The 23546-nt window shown below is 70.1% G+C and carries 13 protein-coding genes; 4 read left to right on the forward strand and 9 right to left on the reverse strand.

Going from position 1 to position 23546, the window contains the following annotated elements:
• Positions 1-221: 221 nt before the first annotated feature.
• From sctQ to BLA15945_RS02405, 4 genes are all read left to right on the forward strand, one after another.
• Complete coding sequence (sctQ, locus tag BLA15945_RS02390) at positions 222-1376, forward strand: type III secretion system cytoplasmic ring protein SctQ (protein ID WP_059239762.1); 1155 nt, start codon at positions 222-224, stop codon at positions 1374-1376.
• 3 nt (positions 1377-1379) lie between these two features.
• Entirely contained in the window at positions 1380-2054 is a 675-nt protein-coding gene (gene sctR / locus BLA15945_RS02395; protein WP_039360892.1) for a type III secretion system export apparatus subunit SctR, read from the forward strand.
• The gene (locus BLA15945_RS02400) at positions 2051-2839 is read left to right on the forward strand and encodes a lytic transglycosylase domain-containing protein (protein WP_059239759.1); all 789 of its coding nucleotides are present in this window, start codon (positions 2051-2053) and stop codon (positions 2837-2839) included. Before sctR ends, BLA15945_RS02400 begins: the two co-directional genes overlap by 4 nt.
• Positions 2840-3054: 215 nt before the next feature.
• On the forward strand, positions 3055-14643 hold the full coding sequence (locus BLA15945_RS02405; protein WP_174991380.1) for an LWXIA domain-containing protein: 11589 nt from the start codon (positions 3055-3057) through the stop codon (positions 14641-14643).
• 45 nt (positions 14644-14688) lie between these two features.
• Here BLA15945_RS02405 and asnB read toward each other — a convergent pair whose 3' ends face one another.
• The 9 genes from asnB to BLA15945_RS02450 form a co-directional block, all read right to left on the reverse strand.
• Complete coding sequence (asnB, locus tag BLA15945_RS02410) at positions 14689-16656, reverse strand: asparagine synthase (glutamine-hydrolyzing) (RefSeq protein WP_174991381.1); 1968 nt, start codon at positions 16654-16656, stop codon at positions 14689-14691.
• 274 nt (positions 16657-16930) lie between these two features.
• Complete coding sequence (locus BLA15945_RS02415; RefSeq protein WP_174991382.1) at positions 16931-17962, reverse strand: EscU/YscU/HrcU family type III secretion system export apparatus switch protein; 1032 nt, start codon at positions 17960-17962, stop codon at positions 16931-16933.
• Between the two features lie 16 nt (positions 17963-17978).
• Positions 17979-18788 carry a type III secretion system export apparatus subunit SctT gene (gene sctT / locus BLA15945_RS02420; protein ID WP_059239750.1) on the reverse strand — a complete coding sequence of 270 codons (810 nt, stop codon included), beginning with the start codon at positions 18786-18788 and terminating at the stop codon, positions 17979-17981.
• Complete coding sequence (locus tag BLA15945_RS02425; protein WP_059239749.1) at positions 18782-19450, reverse strand: hypothetical protein; 669 nt, start codon at positions 19448-19450, stop codon at positions 18782-18784. The genes sctT and BLA15945_RS02425 overlap by 7 nt, the downstream gene beginning before the upstream one ends.
• Positions 19443-20819 carry a type III secretion system ATPase SctN gene (gene sctN, locus BLA15945_RS02430; RefSeq protein WP_174991383.1) on the reverse strand — a complete coding sequence of 459 codons (1377 nt, stop codon included), beginning with the start codon at positions 20817-20819 and terminating at the stop codon, positions 19443-19445. The genes BLA15945_RS02425 and sctN overlap by 8 nt, the downstream gene beginning before the upstream one ends.
• Entirely contained in the window at positions 20816-21445 is a 630-nt protein-coding gene (sctL, locus tag BLA15945_RS02435) for a type III secretion system stator protein SctL (protein WP_027781117.1), read from the reverse strand. The genes sctN and sctL overlap by 4 nt, the downstream gene beginning before the upstream one ends.
• Positions 21427-22176 (reverse strand): SctK family type III secretion system sorting platform protein, encoded by a 750-nt coding sequence (locus tag BLA15945_RS02440; RefSeq protein ID WP_059239744.1) that lies wholly within the window; start codon positions 22174-22176, stop codon positions 21427-21429. The genes sctL and BLA15945_RS02440 overlap by 19 nt, the downstream gene beginning before the upstream one ends.
• A complete protein-coding gene (gene sctJ / locus BLA15945_RS02445) occupies positions 22173-23060 on the reverse strand; it encodes a type III secretion system inner membrane ring lipoprotein SctJ (RefSeq protein ID WP_174991384.1) in 888 nt (295 codons plus the stop codon). Before sctJ ends, BLA15945_RS02440 begins: the two co-directional genes overlap by 4 nt.
• 50 nt (positions 23061-23110) lie before the next feature.
• The coding region (locus tag BLA15945_RS02450) for a hypothetical protein (protein WP_174991385.1) at positions 23111-23546 on the reverse strand (436 nt) is incomplete at its 5' end.

The following is a 23546-nucleotide window of genomic DNA, read 5'->3' on the forward strand; positions in this document are numbered from 1 at the left end:
TGCTTTGGCGCGACCGTCGCCGTTTCCCTGCGTCGTCCCCCTTCGTCGCGCTTCGTAGCACCCCGCTCGCGCCACCGCCGCGCGATGCATGCGACTACGGATTCCGGCGCGGCACGCGGCCATTGCCGTCCCTACAATCGACGCAGCAGCCGCGCGCCCCTCCGCGCCACCGGCCCCAGAACAACCCGTCGAACCAACGCCGAATCCGCCCCGATCCCGCCGTGCCTGCGCTGTTCCTGACGAATGCCGACGCCGGCGACGCCGCGAGCCGGGCCATGCCCGCCGCTTCTGCGCCGCCCGCCGCGCCGCCGGCCGCGGTCGCGCTCGACGCGTCGCCCTACTTGCCGCGCCTGTCCGCCGCTGCCGCGCGCGGGCTGTCGCACGCGTACGGCGCGACCGGCGCCGTCCCGGTCACGCTCGGCGAGCATGCGTACGAGGTGCGCTGGCGCATCGCCGCCGAGCCGGCCGCCGATGCGCACGCGTACCGCTTCGTCGTCGGCCCGGCCGCCGGCACGCTGTGGATCGACCCGCTCGCGGAAACGGAATGGCTCGGCGACGCAGCCGACCCGGCCGTGCCGGCCGTGATCCGCGCGGCACTGCTCGCCGACCTGTGCGCGCCGCTCGCAGCCGTATTGCAGGCCGCGACGCGGCAGCGCGTGGAACTGCTGCCGCCGCCCGACAACCTGCCCGCGTGGCACGCGTCGCCGGCCGCGCTGCGTTTCGAGCTGCGGCGCGCCGACGCCGCGTGGCGCTGTCATGGCGCGCTGCTGTTCGACGCGCCGGATGCGCTGTCCGTGTTCTTCGCGGCCGCACCGGCCGCGCTGGCCGACGCGCGCGCGGCCTACGCGACCCTGCCCGTGCCGCTGGTGTTCGAGATCGGCCGCACCGAGCTGACGACGGCCGAACTGGCCGACGTCGTCGGCGGCGACATCATCGCGATCGAGCGCTGGCAAGCGCACGAGCAGAACCTGCTGTGCGTCGCGCGGCTGCCGGCCGCGCCGGCGTGGGAGATCACCGGACGGCCGTCGGGCAACCGGCTGACCGTCGAACGAATCAGGGAGATGCCTTTGGAACCGACCCGCACCGACTCCGCGCCCGCGACGGCGCACGACGCGCCGTCCGCCGATGCGCCGCGCACGCTCGACGGCCTCGCGGTCGACCTGCGCTTCGAATTGCCGCCCACGTCGATGCCGCTCGGCGAACTGGGCGCACTGCAGCCGGGCGCCGTGATCGAGTTGCAGCAAGGGATCAACCAGAGCGTGATCCACCTCGTTGCCAACGGGATGCTGATCGGCACCGGCCACCTGATCGCGGTCGGCCAGAAGCTCGGCGTGCGGGTCGTCACGCTGACGCAGCCCGCGCCGCGCGAGCGCTGAACGATGGGTAACCTGCCGAATCCGGTCGCGCTGATCGCGGTGATTGCCGCGCTCGGCATCGCGCCGTTCGCGGCGCTGATGGTGACGAGCTACACGAAGCTCGTGGTCGTGCTCGGCCTGCTGCGCTCCGCGCTCGGGATCCAGCAGGTGCCGCCGAACCTCGTGCTGAACGGCATCGCGCTGATCCTGTCGCTGTTCATCATGGCGCCGGTCGGAATGTCGATCCGCGACGCGCTGCAGGCGCGCCACTTCGATGCGTCCGGGCAATTGTCGACTGCGGATGTCGGCGCACTCGCCGATGCCGCGCTGCCGCCGATCAAGGATTTCCTCGTGTCGCACACGCGGCAGCGCGACCGCGAATTCTTCGTGCGCACCGCGACGTCGGTATGGCCGAAGAACCGCGCGGACGGCATCAAGGACGACGATCTGCTCGTGCTGGTGCCGAGCTTCACGCTTGCCGAGCTGACGAAGGCGTTCCAGATCGGCTTCGTGATCTACATCGTGTTCATCGTCGTCGACCTGCTGGTCGCCAACATCCTGCTCGCGCTCGGGATGCAGATGATCTCGCCGACGACGATCTCGGTGCCGTTCAAGCTGCTGCTGTTCGTCGCGCTCGACGGCTGGTCGCTGCTCGTGCACGGGCTCGTGATGTCGTACCGCGTGGCGGGCGCGGGATGAACGCGCACGGCCTGCGAACCGTGGCCGCGTGCCTGTGCGCCGCGGCCCTGCTCATGCTTGCGTGCATGCAGCCGCGCAGCGCGCACGCGGCCGGCAGCAGTGCCGGTTTCGCGCAACTCGCGCGCGCGTGTGCGCCGAACGTCGATCCCGCCACGCTCGGCGCGCTCGTCCGCACCGAATCGGGCTTCAACCCGTATGCGATCGGCGTGGTCGGCGGACACCTGACGCGCCAGCCCGCATCGCTCGACGAGGCGCGCGCAACCGCGCGCGCACTCTCGTCGCGCGGCTTCAGCTACAGCGTCGGCCTCGCCCAGGTGAACGAACGCAATTTCGCGAAATACGGACTCGACGAAGCGACGATGTTCGAGCCGTGCCGCAACCTGCAGGCCGGCGGCGCGATCCTGACCGAATGCTTCGCACGCTCGTCGGGCACCGGCCGCGCCACCCAGGCCGCGTTGCGCGCGGCGCTGTCGTGCTATTACAGCGGCAACTTCACGACCGGCTTCTCGAGCGGCTACGTGAGCCGCGTCGTCGCGAGCGCGCAGCGCAACGCGCGCGAAGGCGGCATCGAACCGATTCCCGTCGTGAGCGACACGCCGCCGCCCGAGCGCCAGCGGCGCATGGCCGCGGCCGCCACGACACCGCCCGAACGTGCGCGCCGCTTGCCGTCTCCGGCCGCGTCCGCCGATGCGCCGTCGTGCCATGCGCGCCCGGTGGTGATGATGTGCCGCGGGCTGCCGGCGGGCCAGGCGAAGCGGCTGTGCGTGAAGTGTCTCGATCAGTGACGGCGCGCGGGGCGGGCCGCCGTGTGCGGATCGAACGCCCCGCCGCAACCGCTCACACCTCGTAGCAGGCGCCGCGCGCGCATCGCGGCCGCGCCGGCCCGCTACGAAACAGCGGCATTTCAGCCGCGACGTGTCTCCTTACACTTGAAAGCTGGCGGCGCGACGAACCGTGCGCCGGATGTCCCGCGCATCGCGCGGCTCAACGGAGACAAGGCATGCTGTCGATCGACGGATTGGGACTGGGCGTCAACTGGCAGCGCTTCCTGTCGGAAACGCTGAATCCCGTCGTCGCACCCCCGCCGCCGCCGCCGCCGAAGCAGGACGATCCGGCGGCCGGCCCGGCCAAGCCCGTCACCGCCCCGCCGATTCCCGTCAACGCATCGCTGTCCACCGATCCGTCGAAGCCGACCAACGCGGAGATCGCCGCCGCTACGTCGCTGATGCAACGCATGGCCGCGCAATACACGGCGCCGCCGCCCGACATCACCGTCGAGAACGAGACGACGCAAGCAGTGCAGCAGGCAATCCAGGACGCGCAGACGAAATACGACGACGCATCGACAGCGCTGCAGGGCGCGCAGAACGTGCTGCACGTGGTCAACCGCGATCCCGAATCGACGCCCGATGCCCGCAAGGCCGCGCAGGCCGACTATGCGAAAGCGCGTACGGCGGCCGACACCGCGCAGCGCGACCTGAACGTGACGACCGACGCCGGCTACACGATCCTGTACCGCGAACAGGCCGACGCGGACAAGCCGTCAGGCATCCAGATCGACGACGACGGCAACGTGACGAACCCGGGCGACGCGCAGAACGCGGCCAACGACAAGCTCAAGGCGCTGCAGGCCACGTTTCCCGACCACGCGAACGACCCGAAGTGGGTGCCGAAACCGGGTGACTGCAAGACCCCGGAGCAATCGAAGCGCTACGACGAATGGAGAAGCGCCGACGCGCACGCGGCCGCCGGTACCGCGAAATACTTTTCGGATCTGTCGAACGCGTACCTCGCCCGTACGCAACTCCAGTCCTACCTCGTCAATCCCGACTACAAGGCGGCACTCGACTCAGGCATTAGCCGGCTGAACACCGCGCTGGCGGAGCAGCTACTCCAGGTGAACCTGCCGGAAGCACCCGAATCGCCGGACGCCGCGCAAAAGGCCGTCACGGCCGCGGCGAAATCGGCGAACACCACGAACGCGGCGCTCGCCGCGGCCAACGATGCCATCGCGCTCGCGCAAGCGCAGCAGAAATTCGACGTGGTCGCCGGCAGGCAGGGGACGGTGATCGTCGCGCCGAATTCGGTGCCGGACGCCAGCGCTGCGCTCAAGCGCGCGCAGACGGCGGCAAGCACGAGCGGCGGCTATCTGCAGATGCTGGCCGCGCAGCAGCAGGTCGACACCGCGCAGGACAACTGCACGGCCGCTCAGCAGGCGGCCGACACGTGGCACAAGGACAACCCGCGGCCGCCGCACTCACCGCCCTTCGACGCGAAGGTCGATCTCGATCTCGGCGATGCGTACGCGAAGCTCTACCAGGCGAAGCAGCAGGCAAGCATCGCGCACGACGGCTTCGTCGCCGCGTACGGTGCGACGCTCGCGCAACAGTACGACGATCAGGCGTCGAAGATCAGCGCGCAGGTGAAGGCGCAGCAGCCGTTGCTGAAGCCGTTTTTCCAGCAACCGCCGCAGTTGACGCCGGCCGCCGCACAGCCGGCCCCCTCATCGTCGCTGCCGACGGCCGCCGGCGCCGCGCCGCGCACGAGCCCGTTGCTGCCCACGGCCTTCCCCGCCCCTGCGCCGACCGGCACGAATGCCACGCCGGCGCCGACGATCCTGCCGCTGACCGACCCGTCGCGGTCGCCGATGCCGCTGCCGGCTGCGCCGAGCGGCCCCACGCAGCTCGACGCCACGCGCCTGCAGGTGGTCGCCGGTGCGCTGCGGACGGCCGGCAACCGGCTGGCGGACGACGTCAATTCGCGTGCGGCCGACGTCGCACTGAAGAACGCGCAGGATGGCGTCGATCAGGCAAAGAGCGCGCTCGCCGCCAAACAGAAGCAGTACGACGAATGGGCCGCCGCCAACCCGGCGCCGGTGCGGCTGCGCACGTTGCCGGACGGCGACGTGATGCCGGCGCCCTCGTATCGCCCGAACCTGTACCAATCCGATCTGAACGACGCGCAGGCCGCCGTCACGAAGGTGGAGAACGCCGTTCCGCAACTGAAGCTGCTGCGCGACACGTCGCGCCAGCAGGTGCTGCTCGATCAGTTCGACGCGGGCCTCGACGAGCGGCTGCGCTATGTCGACGAAAAGTCCGGCGCGGCGGACGACTACAAGAAGGCGATGCACGACTTCTACGAAGCGCACCGCACCGAGATGTCGAACTCGATGCTCGACGCGGCAAGCCTGAGCACGCGGAACGGCGCCACGATCGCGTTCGGCTCGCTCAGCGACAACCAGCAGCGCAACCTGATCGGCGTCGCGCTCGGGCAGCAGCCGGACGTGCCGGCCGATGAATCGTCGCAATCCGTATCGGCCGCCGACGATTCGACTGCGCGCTTCGTCGACAAGGACAAGCTGTCCGCGATCAACACCGTGCGCGACAAGCTGCTGTCGGTCGGCGGCGGCAAGGACACGCAGGTCAGCGTGCTGCCGATGGTGTATGCCGCAAAGGAAACCGGGACGACGACGAGCGCGCTGTTCAAGGTAACGGACAAGGACGGCAAAACGCACTACATCGACGAATCGGCCGGCAACTACGACAGCATCAACGACTATCTCGACAGCAACCAGCTGTCGGCGGACGGCACCGTCGACATCCTGACCGGCCACAACGAAGACGGTTCGCAGCAGGTCGTGTCGAAAGCCGCGCACAACAACAGCGACTTCGACAACGTCCTGAATTTTCTCACGGGCACGGACGTCAACATCGGGATGCTGCTCGGCGGGATGGCGCTCGAGGTGATCGGCACGGCGCTCGACAGCACGGTGATCGGCGCGACGATAGGCGTGCCGCTGAACCTCATCGGCGCAGGGATGACCTACACGGCGATCGGTTCCGCGATGACGAAGGCGGGCCTCGATCTCGCGAACCGCATCGACCACGACCAGAGCATCAGTCCGCTCGACGCCGGCGCCCGCGCCGACTACATCAACCTCGTGCCGATGGCTGCCGGCGGCGCTGCGAAACTCGCCGGCACGAAGCTGTTCGAGCGCGCGGTCACGACGAAGGTCGCGTCCGTCATCGCCAAGGGTGCGGAACGTACGGCGTTCGTGACCGGTGTCGCCGGCGCCGGCGAGGCGTTCGTCGAATCCGGGGTCGACCTGTTGCAAGGCAATACGAAGGCGGCCGGCGAAGCGTTCGAGTCCGGCGTCATCAATACCGCGCTGATGGGCGCGGGCGTCGCGAAGCAACGCGCGGTCACCGGCATCCGGACCCGCACCGGACGGCCGATTGCCGCGCACACGACGGATGGCAAAGTCGTCAAGGTCGATGATCAGACGATCGGGCAAATCCTGAACAAGGACGGCGCGGCATCGCTGTCGGCCGGGCGCACGCGTGCGACGCTCGACGGCGAGGCCGTGAAGGTCGCGCCCAACGGCGTACTGATGGTCGGCGACAAGGTGCTGACCTACGAAGACCAGCCGATCCGCGTGCTCGACAAGACGTCGGCCAGGCAGATGCCGCCCGGCAAATCGGTGGTACTCGGCCAGGACGGCACGCTGTCCGTCGTGTCGGCTTCACCGAAGGCCTGGACCCACGGCACGCGGGTCGACGGCGTGACGGACACCGGCGAGCGCATGACGTTCGGCCCGGACGGCGCCATCGGCACGACGTCGAACATCGTCGCGAAGTCGCGGCTCGACAGGCTGGACGAGGTCATCGACCAGGGCAAGGACCTGCACCACCAGTTGCGTGACGCCGCAGCGAGGGAGGCGCGCCGTGTCCAGCAGGCCGCCGCCGAAGGCGAAAGCGCGAATGCGGCACGCGATGCCCGCGGTACGCAGCGCACGAGCGAGGCGCGCGCGCAGGCCGGCCGGCAGCACGACGACCTCGACGCGGACCGCACGACGGCCGCCCGCAGCGCCGCTGCGCGCGCCGCCGATAGCGACGAACCAGCCGGCGCCGGCACGCGCGCGAAGCCGGACGGCACGCCGCCGCGCGTCAATGTGCGGGTGGTCGACCTGACGGACGAGGCGCCCGCCACGCGGCCGGCGACGTCCGACCCGGCCGGCATCTCGGTGCCGCGCGGGCCGAGCGTCGAGCCGATGCAGGTCGGCGAGCGCACGGTCTATCTCGTGCGTAACGGTGCGCCACACGATCCGGGCGCGCGTGCGCCGCGTCCGCAGAATCTCGACGAGCCCGTGATCGTCGTCGCCGGAGAGCACGACGCGGCACTCGCGCCCGAGCTGGCGAACCGCTGGCAGAAACCCGTCTATGCGGCAGCGCCCGACGCATTCGGCGCCGACGGGCAGTTGCGCGCCGGCGCGCGGGTGCTGCGCTTCGATCCGGAGCCGGAAACGGCGGCGATGGCAGGCCGCCCTTCCGCAACCGCCGTGGCCGACGCAGCATCGCCGGCATCGACGCACCCCGCTGCACCCGACGAAACGGTGATCGTGCTCGCCGGCAAGCGCGGCCCGAACGAGCCGGCGATGCCGCGCGCGGTCGCGACGCCCGAACCCGTCACCGCGCACGACGGCCTCTTCAGCGCGCCGAGCCGCGTGCTCGTGGTGGTCAAACCGGACCACCCCGCCATTGCCGAAGCAGCGGCCGAACCCGCAGCGGCGCGCGCTACGGCCGCCACCTCTCCGGGCGACAAGACACCCGCCGAAGCCGCCGGCGGCAAGACCTCCCGCACGCATGCCGATGACGAACGCCCGCCCGTGCCGACCGACGATCCGGAGCGCGCGGCGCCCGCGGAAACGCCCGGCACCGCGACGCCCGATTACGCCACCCCGCATCCCGGCTGGATCACGCGGATGCAGATGCGTCTGGGCGGCGCACCGCTGCCGGAAGCCGTACAAGCGCTCGCCATGCAGTCGGGCACGCTCGCGACGCAATTGCGCATGCTTCAGGACGCCGGCTGGCGCGTGACGATCGGCAAACGCGGCCGCGGCAGCCACGTCGATACGCGCAAGCGCCGCGTGACGATCGACGGCGGCCTCCGCGATGCCGGCAGCATCACGTACGTGCTCGCGCGCGAATCGCGCAAGGCCGTCGAAGCGCTGGCCGGCGTGCTGGACCACGACTACGGGCCGCGCGGCGGCTTCACGCGCAAGGCGCTCGAGGCCGAGGCGCGCGCGCAGATCAGCGCGTTCGAGGCCCGCTACGAAATCAAGCTGACAAGCGGTACCGACATTGCCGCGCACCTCGTTCACCCGGACGCAATCGCGCGCGAAGGCGCGAACTGGCGTGGACGGTCGCACGACTACGCCGGCACGGTCGACCGGCTGGCGAGCACGCTGGGCGGCGTGCATACGTCGGGCGCGGACGGCCCGACCTATCGCGAGTTCTACAACGACGCCTGGTCGCGCCAGAAGGGGCGCGGCGGCATGCCGCGCCGGATGCCCGCGCCGCGGATGGACGAAACCGGTGCCGCGCCGCGCGGCGTCGCCCGCTTCGATGCGCGCATCGCCTGGAGTCGCGCACATGCCGAGATCGCGTCGCCGTACCGCGCGGGCGAGCGCCCCGATGCCGCCGAGCTTGCCGCCGCGCGCACGCGTCATTTCACGATCGACCCCGGGCGCCGCGTGGTCGTGCTGCACGCCGACACGCGCGCGGACGGCACCTTGCTCGTCGACGGCAAGCCGGTGAGCGCGCACGAATACCTGCTCGAGATGGCACCGCCGTTCGTGGTGCAGGAAGGCTATGCGATCGTGCTCGCCGCGCAGCACGACGGCGCCGCGCATGCGGCGCGGCTCGCGAACCTGTGGCAGCGGCCCGTGTATGCCGCGCCCGCGGAAGCGGTCGGCGCGCACGGCGCGCTTCTCGATACCGGCACATTTCACCGTCTCGATCCCGCGCCCGCCACGCCGCACGATCTCGGCCCGCTGAACGCCGACCCGCTGGGCGTCTATGCGCACGGCGACCGCAACGCGCGTGTCGACGTCGCACACGAAGCCGGCGAACTGCTCGGCGCCGGCGGCGAAAAGACCGTATTCGCGCTCGGCGACGACGCCGCGCTCGGCATCTACGATCGCCACGTCAACCCGGAATCCGGTCACGTGCGCGCGGCTGTCGACGAACGGCTCGCGCTCGACGATCTGCGTTCGTACGGATTGCAGACGGTCACGATGAGCGGCCCGTTCTCGGTGCTCGGCCGTGTCGGCGTGCTCTACCGCCCGCTCGGCGTCCTGCATACGCACACGATGGTCGCGACCGGCACGCTGCCGCGCGTCGTCACGCGGGCCGCACTGGAACACATCCGGAAGATTCGCGCGGTCGTCGAACGCGAAGGCCTGGCGTTCGACCTGCAGGGCATCTTCACGCGCACGGGCGACTTCCTGCTGAGCGATCCCGGCCCGGTCACGCGCGACCCGATCGACTACCTCCGCACGCTCGAGAAGCTCACCGAACTCGAACAGCTGCTCACGCACGGCCTCGAACAGGGCGACATCGCCATCGCGCGCCCGGTCATCGCCGACACGCTGCCGCCCGACGCGTTCGTTCAGAAGCCGTCCGTCATCACGCAGATCCGGATGCGGTTCGGCGGCGCGCCGCTGTCGAAGGAAGCGCTCGCGCTGGTCGACCGCTCGACGCTGCTGAGCGGGCAGCTGGCACAGGCGCAGGCCGCCGGCTGGAAAGTTGTGGTCGGCCGGCCCGGGCGCGGCAGCCGGATCGACACGGACAAACAGCGCATCGTGCTCGACGGCCGGATGCGTCACACCGGTACGCTCGTGTACGCGCTCGCGCACGAAGCGCAGCATGCGGTCGACGCGATCGCCGGACGCCTGCTGCTCGACGGCGCGCCCGTCGACACGCTGGTCGACCGCGCGCTGATGGCCGAAGCGCGTGCGCAGGCGAACGCGTTCGCGGTGCGCCGCGAGCTCATCGACGACCTGGGCATCGACATCTCGAAAGATGTCCTCCTGCCCGACGGGATCGCGCGCGAAGCAGAACGCGTGATGCCCGGCGACGAAGCCGGCCTGCGCCGGCTCGCGGATGCGTTCGGCGACGCCGAACCGTCGGTGCCCGGCTACCCGACCTATCGCGACTACTACGCGAGCCAGATCGCGCGCATGCAGGCCGGCGGCGTACCGCGCGAAATGGCCGCGCCGGCCTCCCCGGCGCATCGGCCGGCGCGCGGGCTCGCCGCCCGCAAGGCCGCCAGGCTCGAACAGCGCGCGCTCGATCTGCTCGCATCGCACGGCAAGCGCGACCTGCTGCGCGTCGACGGCGACCAGCTCGACAGCATCGACGCGATGAAGGCAGCGTTCGGCACCGACGCGCATGTGCTGATCGCGCTGCGCACCGACCGCCCCGCCGACCGGCGCGACGCGATCCACCCGCAGCCCGAATTCATCGCAAGCTTCCGGACCAACGCACAGGGCAAGTTCGTCGACAAGAAAGAGGTATCCGACGATATCGATCAGAACCTGTTGCAGGACGCATATCTTGCATTGAAGGACAAAGGCGCCGCGAACCGCGGGGATTACGACTACTATGTGTCGCCCGTCGCGCTCGCCGAGTTGCGCAAGTTCGGCGGCGCCGCGCGCATCGACGCGTATTTCGGCGAACCCCGCGCGTGGGATGTCGAGCCGTCGGACACGGGCGTCGACGCGGAGGTCGTCGCAAACGTGAACGCGCTCGACAGCGCGCCGCGCTTCCTGCGGCCGAAACCGGCGGCGCGACACGATCCCGGCGCGGGGACGACGGTCTATGCGGTCGAACGCAAGACCGGCACGGTCCTCGGCTACGCGACGCGCGATGGCGCCGGGAAATGGACCTACGTCGAAAAGACGTCGCTCGGCGATGCCACGATCGAATCGCGCGACCTCGCGGTTGCGTTCCGGCGTCGCTTCCGCCCGTTGCCCGGCGGGCGCCGCGGCGTGCGGTTCGTCGTCGCGAAGGTCCCGCACGACGTCGTCGAAAGCTACGGCGGCTTCGCGCCGGCCAAGATGCGTCGCCCGATCAGCAAGCCGAAGACGCCGCTGTCGAAGCCGGACACGTACGTGCAGCGCGTGCTCGGGAACACGCATCCGTCGCTGCGGCGCCAGAACCGCGCGGCGGCCGGCGCGGGCGTGCCCGACATCCTCCCGACGACGGCGGACGGCGCGCTCGACTTCAACGCGCACCACGCGGACGAGCTGAAACGCGCGCTCGAGATGGGCAAGATTCCCGACGGGCACTACGTGTACGTGTACGACCACGAAGGCACCGTCACCGACGTGCTGACCGGGTCGCTGACCGGCCTCATCGCGGTGGAGAACGGCACGGTGCGCTGGTACGACGACGTCGGCCAGTTCCGCGATCCGGACAACCCCGGCCTGCCGCTGGAGCGGTCGACGATCGGCCGCGGGCCGTATGGCGGCAATCAGCATTTCCTGCTTTCCCGGCTCGCCCCCGACGTGTTCGAGCCGCGCGCCGCCGCGATCAAGGCGGCCGCTCTGCACGCCGCGCAGCCGGCAGCGGTGACGGCGCCGCCGCCACCCGCTGCGCGCCAAAGCGGCAACGGCACGCAAGCGGGCAAAGGCGGCAAGGCCGGCCGAAAAGGTCGCAAAGGCAAGCACGCCGCGCGCGGCGGCCAGCGAACGCAGCCGGCCGCGGCAGCAGCGGCCAAGCCACCCGCCGCGCCTGCCGCGCCGCCCCCGAAACCGATCACGCTCAAGCCGTTCCAGCCCGCGTACGTATCGGGCTCGATCGTCGAATCGGTCACGCGCTACGGCAACGCGAAGATCGCCGATTTCGCGTCGACACTCGAGCGCCTCACCGAATGGGGCAAGCGCGACGTCGGGCGTAAAGAAGGCAACGGCCTCACGTTCACCGACCCGCCGAAGGCCATCCTCGCCGATGCCGTGCTGGCGAAGAAGATCTTCGGAACGCTGCACATGTGGCGTGAAGCATCGAGCCTGCACCCGCACGGCGCGTTCACCCGGGCCCCCGCCCAGCGCAATCTGGTCATGCGGGGCGCGCAGTGGATCGGCGCGGCGCGCAGCGCGGACAGAAAGCTGATCAGGCGATACGTGAAACTGGCCAGTCTGACCGATCTCGCCGACCGCTTTGTCCCGATGTCGCGCTCGTTCTCGCTGCGCGACGATCCCGACCAGATGCAGCGCTACGTCAAGCGGTATGGCGGCGCGCTGCCGGCCGTCGCGCTGCAGGTCGATCCGTATTCGCTCGCCGCCGCGATGGGCGCCCTGCAGGATCCCGGGTTCATCCAGCGCGCCAAACGCTTCGGCGATCCGTCCGGCGCCCGCTACGACGACGATACGGCGACGCTCACGCGCACGGACGCCGACGGCACGCGGCACACGCTCGAACTCGACGATCTCGCCCACTTGCACAAGTGGCTCACGGCGGCCTCCGAATACGGCTTCCTGCTGCGCATCGAAGCTGCACCGTCCCGGCCCCGCGTGTCCCTGGAAGACGGCCATGCGATGGCCGGCACGAACAACGGCTACGCGGAAATCCGGCGCATCGGCGAGGCGCTCGAAGTATGGGCGGCGCAGAACGGCGGCAAACCCGCGCCGCTCGTGCTGCTGACTTTCCACGGTTCGGACGCCGTGCTCGAGCCGGTGCCGGGCGAAGGCCACGTCGCGTTGCTCGACGCGATCCTGAGCCGCAAGCAGCTCGACTGGGTGCATGTCGGCCTGTCGTGGGGCACGCACGGCGACGACTTCATCGCGAATGCCGATCTGACGCGCGCCCTGGCGGCGAAGATCGCCGACTACGGGAAAAACGCGCCTGAAAAATTCGCGAGACTGCACGGCGGCGATGCGCTGACGCGCGTGTTCGAACCGGTCGGCGCGCAGGATTTCGCGAACCAGCAGCGATTCCTGTTCTCGGAAATCGAGCGCATCGCGAAAAAGGCGCACCAGATGTCCGACGCCGAGATCGCGGAATTGCGCGACGCGCTGTACGAAGGCAACACGTCGACGCTGCTGAATCTGGCACGCCGGGCGACGAACGAGACGTCGCAGACGCGATGGAACGACAACGCGCCCCACAACCGGCTCGCCAAGCGGGCCCACGCGGCCGGCAAAGACTGGCTCGACAGCCATCGCGACAGCGTTCCCGAGCGACCGTCGCTTGCATCGGTATCGGCGGCCGACAGCCGCGAGTACTGGAAGAACGTCACCGGCCAGAAAGCGCTGCAGTATGACGCGACCCTGCCGATCGGCGCCGCACGCAAGGCCATCGCGCAGCCCGATATGCCGAGCGCCACGATGGACGAGGCCAGCGCACGGCTCAACGCGCTGCGCGTGCACCGACTGTCGAAAACCCGATCGGACATCCGGAATGCATGGATTGCGAGCGGAGCCGTCCTCGGCCTCTCGACCGGGATCGGCTTTGGGTTCCATCAGCTCGACACGACCGGGCTGGGCAATGCGTCGTCGACGCTTCTGCTGGCGTCGCGCCTCGGACGCGTGTTCCAGGTCATGCACCAGGGCGCCATCCGCAGCCTGCAGTCGGGCGACCCGAGGGCCGCGGTGGCAGCCATCACGAGCCTCGGCGCAACGCTGGCGCGCCAATTCAACTCCACGACGCATGACTACGGCGCGCATCGGCTCGCTCAGCTGGACTCCGCGGTACGCCATGCGCAGGCAAAGGCAGCGCAATACGTCGAGCAATACCAGCAGGGGACGATGAGCTTCGACGACGCGAAGACGAACATCACCGCGCTCGCCGAGGACGTGCTCACGCAAATGCAGGGGTTCGTCGGCGGCACGTCGCTGCAGCAACTTCATGCGGGCAATCCGCGCAGCGGGCTGGGCGTCACGGCGCGCGCGGGCATGGCCGTCGCGTCGGTTGCGTCGGTCGCGACCGGGATCCTCAAGAACTTCTATCCGACGCACCCGCTCACGGGCTTCGACGTCACGCTGGGCTGGACGGCCATCGCGAGCGGCGTGATCGGCACCGCCTACGCCGGTACGTCGCTCCTGATGGTGTCGCGACGCGTGAACGCTGACAAACGCAGTCGCGTCGTGCGCCTGCTCGATTCAACGGGCGACTTCACGTCGGTCGCGCTCGGCGGACTCTCCTCCGTGTCCCAATGGCGGCAGGGCAACTACGATCTCGCAATCGCGACCGGCACCATGACCTCGCTGCTGCTCGCCGGCCGGCTCAATACGCACTTCCCGAACGCGACGCCTTTCGTCAAGAAGATCCCGACCGCGGTGGTCATGATTCCGGTCGCCGCATTCGGCTACAAGTTCGTCATCGGCATCGCGCCCGTGATCGGGGGCGTTTTCAACTGGATGTTCGGCGGCGGATCGTCGCAGTCGAACGTCGCGCCGGGCGCATCGTCGAGTGCATCACCGAGTGCGTCGCCAAGCACCCCGCCGTCGCCGTCGGCGAGCGCCACGCCGTCGCAGCCGCAACCGTCGCCAGGCACGCCGTCGAACCCGCCGTCACCGTCGAACACCCCGCAGCCCTACATCGTCGTCGACGGCGATTCGCTGTGGGTGATCGCGGACCAGCATCGCCAGTCGCTGCTCGACGCCGCGAACGTGTCGCGTGCCGATCAGCAGGCGATGACGCGCAACGAGCAAGACAAGCTCGCACTGAACGAGATCCTGCAGCTCAATCCGTCCGCCGCGCGCGATCCCGGCAATCTGAAGATCGGCACGCCGCTGGTCGTCGGATGACGACCGGCGCACCGCGCGGCCTGGACGGACGGCGCGACGCGGCCGTCACGTCGCCCGCTGATGTTCCAGCCACGCCTGGAACATCAGCACCGTCCACAACTGGTGCTGCCAGTTCATTCGGCCCGTCTGGTGCTGCCGCCACAGCCGCTCGACCGCCGTCGCATCGAAGAAGCCTTCCTCGCGCAACCGCGACGGCCGCAGCAACGCCTCGGCCCAGTCGCGCAGCGCGCCGCGCAACCAGTGGTCGACGGGCGCGCAGAAGCCCTGCTTCGGCCGGTCGATCAGCGCGGACGGCACGTACCGGTCGAGCAGCCGGCGCAGCAGCGCCTTCGACTGCCCTTCCGGCAAGCGCACCGCCGCCGGCACGCGCCACGCGAATTCGACGACGTGATGGTCGAGGAACGGCATGCGCGTTTCGAGGCTCACGGCCATCGCCGCGCGATCGACTTTCGCGAGGATGTCGGTCGGCAGGTACGTGAGCGTGTCGATCGCCATCGCCTGCTCGGCGAAGCTCAGGTGCGCGGGCCACGCGGACACCGTGTCGAGCGGCGTCGGCGGCTCCTGCCCCGACAGCGCGATGCGCTCGGGATGATGCACCGCCGACATCAGCAGCCGGTACAGCCCGATGCGGCTCTCCGCCGTCATCACGTGGCCGAGCTTGTGCAGGCGATCGCCGATGCGCGTGGCCGATTCGCGCGCCTCCACGCTGCCCCACGCGCCCTGCGCGACGGCCGCGAGCTGGTCCGCGTGATCGGGCCGCAACGCATGCAGCGCGGCGGCGATCCGCGCGCGCACGGCGGCCGGCACGCGATGCAGCTTGCGCCACAGGCGCGGCGTCAGGAAGTAGCGCGTATAGCCGCCGAACAGTTCGTCGCCGCCATCGCCCGACAGGCTCACCTTCACGTGCCGGCGCGTCATTTCCGATACGAGGAAGGTCGGGATCTGCGACGCATCGGAAAACGGCTCGTCGTAGATCGACGGCAGCTTCGGCACGACGTCGAGCGCATGGTCGGCCGTGACGTAAAGCTCGGTATGGCGCGTGCCGAGGTGGCGCGCGACGGCCTTCGCGTAACCGGCCTCGTCGTAGCCGGCTTCATGGAAGCCGATCGTAAACGTGTCGACCGGCGTCGACGATTGCGCCTGCATCAGCGCGACGATCGCCGACGAATCGACGCCGCCCGACAGGAACGCGCCGAGCGGCACGTCCGCTTCCATCTGTCGCGCGACGGCCTGGCGCAGCACCGCGTCGAGCTGGCCGACGGCCTCATCGGCGCTGCCCTCGAACGGCTGCGCACGGCCATCCTCGATCGCCTGTTCGAGCGTCCAGTACGCCCGCGCGCGCGGCGTATCGCGCGCATGCTCGAACTGCATGTACGTGCCGGGCGGCAGCTTGTGGATGCCGCGGTAGATCGTATACGGCGCAGGCACGCTCGACTGGCGCAGGTACAGGCACAGCGCGTCGCGGTCGATCGTGCCGTCGAAGCCCGGATAGCCGCGCAACGCCTTCAGTTCGGACGCGAACACGAGCGCGTCGCCGATCCGCCCGTAGTAAAGCGGCTTCTCGCCAATCCGGTCGCGCGCGAGCGTCAGCACCCGCGACGCGCGATTCCACAGCGCGAACGCGAACATGCCGGTCGCCCGGCGCAACGTTGCCTCGACACCCCACGCGACGATCGCCGCGATCAGCACCTCGCTGTCGGAGTGGCCGCGCCACGCCGGTGCACGCCCCGCACGCTCGAGTTCCGCGCGCAGTTCGCGATGGTTGTAGATTTCGCCATTGAAGACCATGACGTAGCGGCCGCACGCAGATGCCATCGGCTGCCGGCCGTGCACCGACAGGTCGACGATCGCCAGCCGCCGGTGGCCGAGCGCGATGCCGGCTTCCGGGTCGACCCAGATCCCCTGCCCATCCGGCCCGCGATGCGCGAGGCTCGCCGTCATTCGCGCGAGCGTGCCGCGCGCAGTCTCCTCATCGAAGGCGCCGCTATTCAAGAAGCCGTCGATTCCGCACATTTGATTTGTCTGCCCCTGTTGACCTGTTCCGTCACGCATGGCGCAACCTCGCGGTCCGCCGTCCGGCGTGACGGTCGAGCCATATTACGAAGAAATAAATCAGCAATAATTCACTGGTGAACGTCGATGCAGTGCGGAAAAAAAATGACGTCAAGCGCCTTGCACGCATGACCGGCCAAAGGGGCCATATCGAATTGGAACGGCGAGCAGCCAGGCCCAGCGGAATAAAAAAGGCAACATGGCGACGGGCCTGCCACGGCCGCAGTGGTACGCGTCAACCCGCGCCGGTCGCCCATTTCAGCAACTGCGCAACCTCACGGAAATGCTGCGGCTGGATCGTGCCGTTCTCGGGCGTCGACTCGTACAGCGCCTGCGCGAGCCCGACGTTCGCGAGCGTCGGGCGCAGCGCGTCGCGGGCAAGCCGCACGATCCGCTCGGCCGCGTCGCCCTCGCCGCGCGCGAGCACCCACGGCAGCGAGCCCATGCCGCCGTAATAGAGCGCGACCGCGACGCGCGGCGAATAGACGACCACCGACGCATAGCCGATCCGGTCGGGCAGCGACGCGAACTGCGCTTCGCGCGCGAGCTGCCGGCGCTTCGCCTCGATGTGCGGATCGCCCTCGTCCTCCTTGTGCTCGCGCCGCACCTCGTCGACCGACATCTTCATCTTCTGGTTGAACTCGTGCCGCTGGTGCACGATGTCGATCAGCGCCATCACGATATAGATCAGCGCGGCCCAGCCGAACAGCAGCATCAGCAGCTTCACGATCAGCGCGAGAATCGAGACGGGCCGCGTGAAACCCGACTGCACGGACGGGTCGAGCGACTCGACGATCAGCCAGCCGAGCGTCGCGACGAGCAGCGCCGTCTTCAGCAGCATCTTCGCGAGATTGACGAGGTTGCGCAGCGACCACAGGTTCTTCATCCCCTCGGCGAGATTGAGCCGCGACAGTTGCGGCACGAGGCGGCTCCACGCCATCACGCCGCCCACCTGCACGAAGCCCGCGAGCAGGCCCGCGAGCAGCCCAGCCGCGACGATCTGCGCGGACAGCGTCGCCCAGTCGCGCGCGGCGCCGTCGATCAGCACCGCGAGCCGCGCGGACGGATCGGCCGCGCCGACCGCGTCGAACACGAGCCGGAACAGCGCCTGCAGCCGCGCGAACAGCGACCCGATGCCCACCGCGAGCGCGACGCACACGCCGACGAAGAACGCCGACGAAACCGTTTCCGCGCTCTTCGGCACATCGCCTTTCTCGCGCGCGTCGCGCAGGCGCTTCGCGGTCGGCTTCTGGTCCTTTTCCGCCATGCCGGCTCCGCCGCGCTCAGCCGCCGCCGTGCGCGGCGAACAGCGCGCGCAGCAGCGCCATCAGCCCGCTGTCGGGGCTCAGCAGCGAATGCAGCGACGCATACACCACCGGCAGGAACAGCATCATCATCAGCAGCGCGAGCGCGCTCTTCAGCGGCTGCGAGAACACGAAGATGTTGAGCTGCGGCACCGCGCGCCCGACCAGGCCGACGCCGAGCTCGACGAGCACCAGCACGATCGTGACGGGCGCCGCGAGCTTCACCATCCATTCGAAGATCGTGTCGGTCTGCCGCACGATGAAAGTCTGCAGCATCGACGCGAAATCGGGGCCGAGCGAGCCGATCGGCCACCATGCGTACGACTGCGCGAACAGCTGCACCAGCACCTGCAATCCGCCCGCCGTGACGAACAGCGCGATCGCGACGAAATTGAGGAAGCCCGACGTCGGGCCGCCTTCGTGGCCGCCCATCGGATCGAAGAACGCGGCGCTGCCGCTGCCGGTCTGGAAGTCGATCAGGTAGCCGACGCCCTGGATCGCGAACAGCACCGCGCTGAACGCGCCCGCGAGCAGCATGCCGACCATCGCCTCCTTCGCGACGAGCAGGCACCACATCAGGAACGGCAGCGCGGCCACCTGCGCGGCGTCGATCGTCGGCGCGACGAACGCGGCGATCACGACCGCAATGCCGTTGCGCACGAGGCCCGTGATGATCTGCTCGTTGAACACCGGCACGACGAACATGATCGGCAACAGGCGCGGCATCACGTAGAGCAGCGGCCGCAGCATGCCGGCGACATCGTTGAAACCCGCGGCCTGGTCTAGCATCGGCGCTCCGCGGCGGCAGGCGGCGCGGCATCGTCGGCCGGGGCGGATGCACCGGTTGCGGCGGCGATGTCGGCGCCCGTTTCCGCGACGGTCATCGCCGCATCGAACGCGGCGGCCGCTTCAGGCTGCGCGCCGGCATGGGCGGCCGCGTCGCCGGCCCCGGCCGCCCATGCACCGGCCGTCGAGAAACGCCGCACCGCGTAGCCGTCCGCGACTTCGTCGGCGTCGCGTTCGACTCGCGCAGCGCGCGCGTGCAGCGCCTTCTCGCCGGCCTTCTCCAGCTTGTCCTCGGCGGCCTTCGCCTTGCGCGCGGCGCGCTGCAGGTCGGCGAGCGTCGCCTCGTGGCCGCGATGCACGTGCGCGGCCTCGCTCACCGACGCATTCGCGGTGCCGATATGCCGGTCGAACGTACGCGTGTCGGCCGCCGCGTTCTGCAGCGCGCGCGCTTCGCGCACGTCGTCGGCGAGCCGCGTCTGGATCGCAGCCTTCGCCGCGACCTGCTGCGCGAGCTGCGCCTGCGCGGCCGCGAGCGCGCGGCGGCTCTGCGCGGCGATGCCCTGCTGGCGCGCGGCCGCGACGCGCGCGATCTGGCTGCGCATCTCGCGCACGCGCTTCAGGCGCGCGAGCGTCGCGAGCACGAGGCGGTCGTCGGCTTCAGACATGATCGTTCGCCAGCTTCGTCAGCTTCGCGAGCAGCACGTCGAAGCGCACGTCCTCGTCCGACGCCTGCGCGCAGAACGCACCGATCGCGTCGCGGGCGCGCAGCGCGAGGTCGCCGAGCCGGTCGCTGCCTTCGCGATACTCGCCGATCTGCACCAGCAGCTCGATCTCCTGGTATTTCGCGATCAGCTCGCGCACGCGTGCGGCCGCATGCTGGTGCGCGCGGTTCGCGACGAGCGGCATCACGCGCGACAGGCTCGCGAGCACGTCGATCGCCGGATAGCGGTTCGCGAGCGCGATCTTGCGCGACAGCACGATGTGGCCATCGAGGATCGAACGCACTTCCTCGGCGATCGGGTCCGACTCCTCGTCGCCTTCGACGAGCACCGTGTAGAGCGCGGTGATCGACCCGTGCGCGCCCTGCCCCGCGCGTTCGAGCAGGCGCGGCAGCACCGCGAACGTCGACGGCGGAAAGCTGCGCCGCGTCGGCGGCTCGCCGCTCGCGAGGCCGACCTCGCGCTGGGCGCGGGCGAAACGCGTCAGCGAATCGACCAGCAGCAGCACGCGCTTGCCCGCATCACGGAAGTGCTCGGCGATCGCTGTCGCGACCAGCGCGGATTTCACGCGCTCCATCGCGGGACGATCGGAGGTCGACACGACGACGATCGAACGCGCACGCACCTCAGGCGACAGGCTGTGCTCGATGAATTCGCGCACCTCGCGGCCGCGTTCGCCCACCAGGGCGATCACGTTCACGTCGGCCTGCGCGCCGCGCGCGATCATCCCGAGCAGCGTGCTCTTGCCGACGCCGGACGGCGCGAAGATGCCGACGCGCTGCCCGATGCCGAGCGTCATCAGGCCGTCGATCACGCGCACGCCGGTCGGAAACGGCGTGTCGATCATCTTGCGCGCGAGCGGGTTCGGCGGATCCTGCTGCGTCGACACCCACGCAGCGCCCGTCACGGGCCCGCGATCGTCGAGCGGCCGGCCGAGCCCGTCGAGCACACGGCCGAACAGCCCTTCGCCGACCGGAAACACATGCTCGCGCCCGGAGGGCACGACGGTCGTCTCCGGCGACAGGCCGGCCACGTCGCCGAGCGGCGTGAGCAACGTCGTCTGCCGCGAGAAGCCGACCACCTCGGCGAGCAGCGTCGGCTGGTTCGGCGTGCGCAGCTCGCAGATCTCGCCGAGCCGCGCGCGGATGCCCGTCGCGTTCAATATCTGCCCGACCGCGTGGTTGACGCGGCCCTGCACCGACACCGGCGAGAAGAACGCGAGCCCCGCGTCGAGTTCGCCGACGAGGCGGCCGCGATCGAACGGCGCGCCGTCGTCGTCGCCGAACGGTTGCGGATCGTCGAGCGGCGCGTTCATCGCGCGGCGCCCTTCAGCGCGTCGCGGCGGATCGCCTGGCGCAACGCGTCGATCTGCAGGTCGAGGCTCGCGTCGATACGCCCGGACGGTGTTTCGACCGTGCACGCGTGGCGCTCGAGCTGCGCATCCTCGACGATGCGGATCTTCTGGCGGTTCGACTGCCCTGCGAACGCGCCGTCGAGCGCGTCGCGCATCTCGTCCGTGCGACCGGGCGCGATGCGCACGATCAGAAACGCCTCGTCGCGCACGAGCGGCGCGATCCGCGCGAGCGCGGCCTCGTACAGCTTCTGCGTGCTCATCTCGCCGACGATCGCGCGCACGGCCTTCACGACGATATCGGCCATCGCGTCCTTCATCGTCTCCATCGTGCGCGTGGCGGCGAGCGCCTGCGTATAGGCCTGCGCGGCCTGCTCGCGCTGCGCGCGGCGCATCCCCTCGTCGTAGCCGGCCGCCTGGCGCTTGTCGAATTCGCGCTGCGCGTCGGCGACGATGCGCGCGGCCTCTTCGTGCGCGGTCGCGATCACCGCGGACGCATCGAGCAGCGCCGCGTATTCGCGCTCCTTGAGCACCTTGCGCTCCGACAGCAGCTGCAGGTTGTCGCTCGTGATCAGAAAAGCCAGTCCCATGACGCAAGCCTCTCGGGAATCAGAAACAGGAACATCAGCTCACCGAACTGGTCGCGCTGCGCGCGGTTCAGCCAGTACGGCGCTTCGTCGTCGATCGCGCGGTTGAACTTCAGGCGCACGCGCTGCGCGACCGCGTCACCGGACACACCGATGAAATCCGCGAGCAGGCGGCCGCCGCGTGCGCGGATCACGGTCGGCAATGCGGCGGGGTCGGCACGCCACGGTTCGAGCGTTTCGGCGAGCGCGCCGAATTCCGGTGCGCGTTCGAGCGCGAGTTCGAGCGCATCGCCGCCGAGCCGCGCCGCGACTTCCGCGCGGATGCGCCGCCCGGACAGCGCGTCGCGCAACCAGTTGCGATGCAACAGCAGCCCCGCGTACGCAGCCAGTTGCTCGAGCGCCGCGCCCGGCAGCAGCGCGAGCCGCGCGCACGGGTTCGCCACGTCGAAGTCGTGCCGGGCGGCCACGCCGTTCGCATCGAGCAGGTGCCGCGCCAGCAGCTTGCGGCCGGCCGCGCCGAACGCGTCCGGCGAGCGGTAGCGCGCGGGCCAGTCCGCCGGCACGCGTGTCACGTGCAGATAGCGGTCGGGCCGCAGGTTGAAGTCGCAGACGAGCGCATGAAACGCGGCGCGGCGCGCGGCGGGTGGCGGCGCGAGCGGCTGCAGCCACGGCAGCGGCGCCGGATCGGGTGAGACCGGCCCGTCACCCGGCGGCAGCGCATGCGGATCGCTCATGCGCCGTCGCGCGCGCCATCCGGCGTACGCAACCCGCCGCCGGTCTGCTGCGCCGACGCACCGCCGGCGCCGTTCGCCCCGCGCGTCGCGCCGAGCAGGCCCGCGAGCCGCGCGCCGAACATCCCGCGCCGTGCGGCCGACAGTGCGATCACCGCACCGGTCAGCAGGATCAGCGCGAACACGAGCCAGCCGAGCGGCGAACGCAGCCGCAGGATGTCCGACACCGCGCTGCCGATACCGTCCACGCGCGCCGCACGCGCCGCGGCCGGCTGCAGGAACAGCGACACGTTGTCGTACTGCAGCCCTTCGATGCTGTGCGCGACGAGATCCTTGACCATCGGCGCCATCGCGCGCAGATCGACCCCGGGCCGGTAACGGATGTACACGGCCGCCGACGACGGCTTGATCTTGTCCGCGAGCGGATCGTTCTCCGGAATCACGACCTGCACGCGCGCGACGACCACGCCCTCGATGTCCTGCAGCGTGCGCGACAGATCCTGCGACACGCCGTACAGGTAGCGCACGCGCTCCTCGGCCGGCGTCGATACGAGGCCCTGCTTCTGGAACAGCTCGCCGAGGCTCGCATAGCTGGGCTTCGGCAGCCCGTTCGCCTGCAGCACCGTGAGCGCGGACTGCATGTCGCCGTCCGCGACGCTCACGAGCCACGCGTTGCGGTCCGACGTGTCGCGCGCGTCGTTGTCCTTCGACGCGCTGATGCCCGCGTCGCCGAGCACGGCGACCATCTGGTTCGCATCGCGCTCCGACAGGCCCGAGTACAGCTCCTTCTGGCAGCCGGCCAGCAGCACGAGCAGCCCCGCGAGCAGCGCGCGCGCCGCCCGGCTGCGCCACGCATGCACGCGTGGCGTCGAATCGATCGTCGTCATCGTTTGTCCGCTTCAGTGCACGTGAGGCCGGATCCGGCCCACGCGCGCTTTCACTCCTGCGTCTTCAGCACGGTGTGCGTGAAGCCGTTCGCCGCCTGCGCGACCGACAGGCTCAACTGGTATTCCGAAATCGTGGTGGTCGCCGTCCACTGGAAATCCATCGCCTTCACCATCGTCATCAGCGGGTCGCTGCGGCTGTCCGCCATCGACGTCAGCATCTCGCTGCGATGCTTGTCGATGCTCGCGTACCGCGTATCGAGATCGTTGCCGTAGGTGCGCAACCGCTCGACGAGCGACGACTGGTTCGCCTGCGCGGGTGTCATCTGCACGGCCGGCGCCGCATCCGCCGGGGCGCGCGACATCGCGACGCCCGACGACGACGGCGGTGCGGCCGGCGACGCGCCGGGCTGCATCAGCGCATCGAACTGGCGCACCTGCGCCGGATCGGACGCCGCGCCCGGCTGCTGCGCGGCGCTCGCGAGCGCG

Source organism: Burkholderia arboris, from assembly GCF_902499125.1.
GTDB lineage: Bacteria > Pseudomonadota > Gammaproteobacteria > Burkholderiales > Burkholderiaceae > Burkholderia > Burkholderia arboris.

Excerpts from the sequence above, each read along its gene's own strand:
- sctN (WP_174991383.1), bottom strand. The coding sequence starts at position 20,819 with ATGAACGCGCCGCTCGACGATCCGCAACCGTTCGGCGACGACGACGGC.
- BLA15945_RS02405 (WP_174991380.1), top strand. The coding sequence starts at position 3,055 with ATGCTGTCGATCGACGGATTGGGACTGGGCGTCAACTGGCAGCGCTTC.
- BLA15945_RS02425 (WP_059239749.1), bottom strand. The coding sequence starts at position 19,450 with ATGTCTGAAGCCGACGACCGCCTCGTGCTCGCGACGCTCGCGCGCCTG.
- BLA15945_RS02400 (WP_059239759.1), top strand. The coding sequence starts at position 2,051 with ATGAACGCGCACGGCCTGCGAACCGTGGCCGCGTGCCTGTGCGCCGCG.
- asnB (WP_174991381.1), bottom strand. The coding sequence starts at position 16,656 with ATGTGCGGAATCGACGGCTTCTTGAATAGCGGCGCCTTCGATGAGGAG.
- BLA15945_RS02440 (WP_059239744.1), bottom strand. The coding sequence starts at position 22,176 with ATGAGCGATCCGCATGCGCTGCCGCCGGGTGACGGGCCGGTCTCACCC.
- sctR (WP_039360892.1), top strand. The coding sequence starts at position 1,380 with ATGGGTAACCTGCCGAATCCGGTCGCGCTGATCGCGGTGATTGCCGCG.
- sctL (WP_027781117.1), bottom strand. The coding sequence starts at position 21,445 with ATGGGACTGGCTTTTCTGATCACGAGCGACAACCTGCAGCTGCTGTCG.
- sctT (WP_059239750.1), bottom strand. The coding sequence starts at position 18,788 with ATGCTAGACCAGGCCGCGGGTTTCAACGATGTCGCCGGCATGCTGCGG.
- sctJ (WP_174991384.1), bottom strand. The coding sequence starts at position 23,060 with ATGACGACGATCGATTCGACGCCACGCGTGCATGCGTGGCGCAGCCGG.
- BLA15945_RS02415 (WP_174991382.1), bottom strand. The coding sequence starts at position 17,962 with ATGGCGGAAAAGGACCAGAAGCCGACCGCGAAGCGCCTGCGCGACGCG.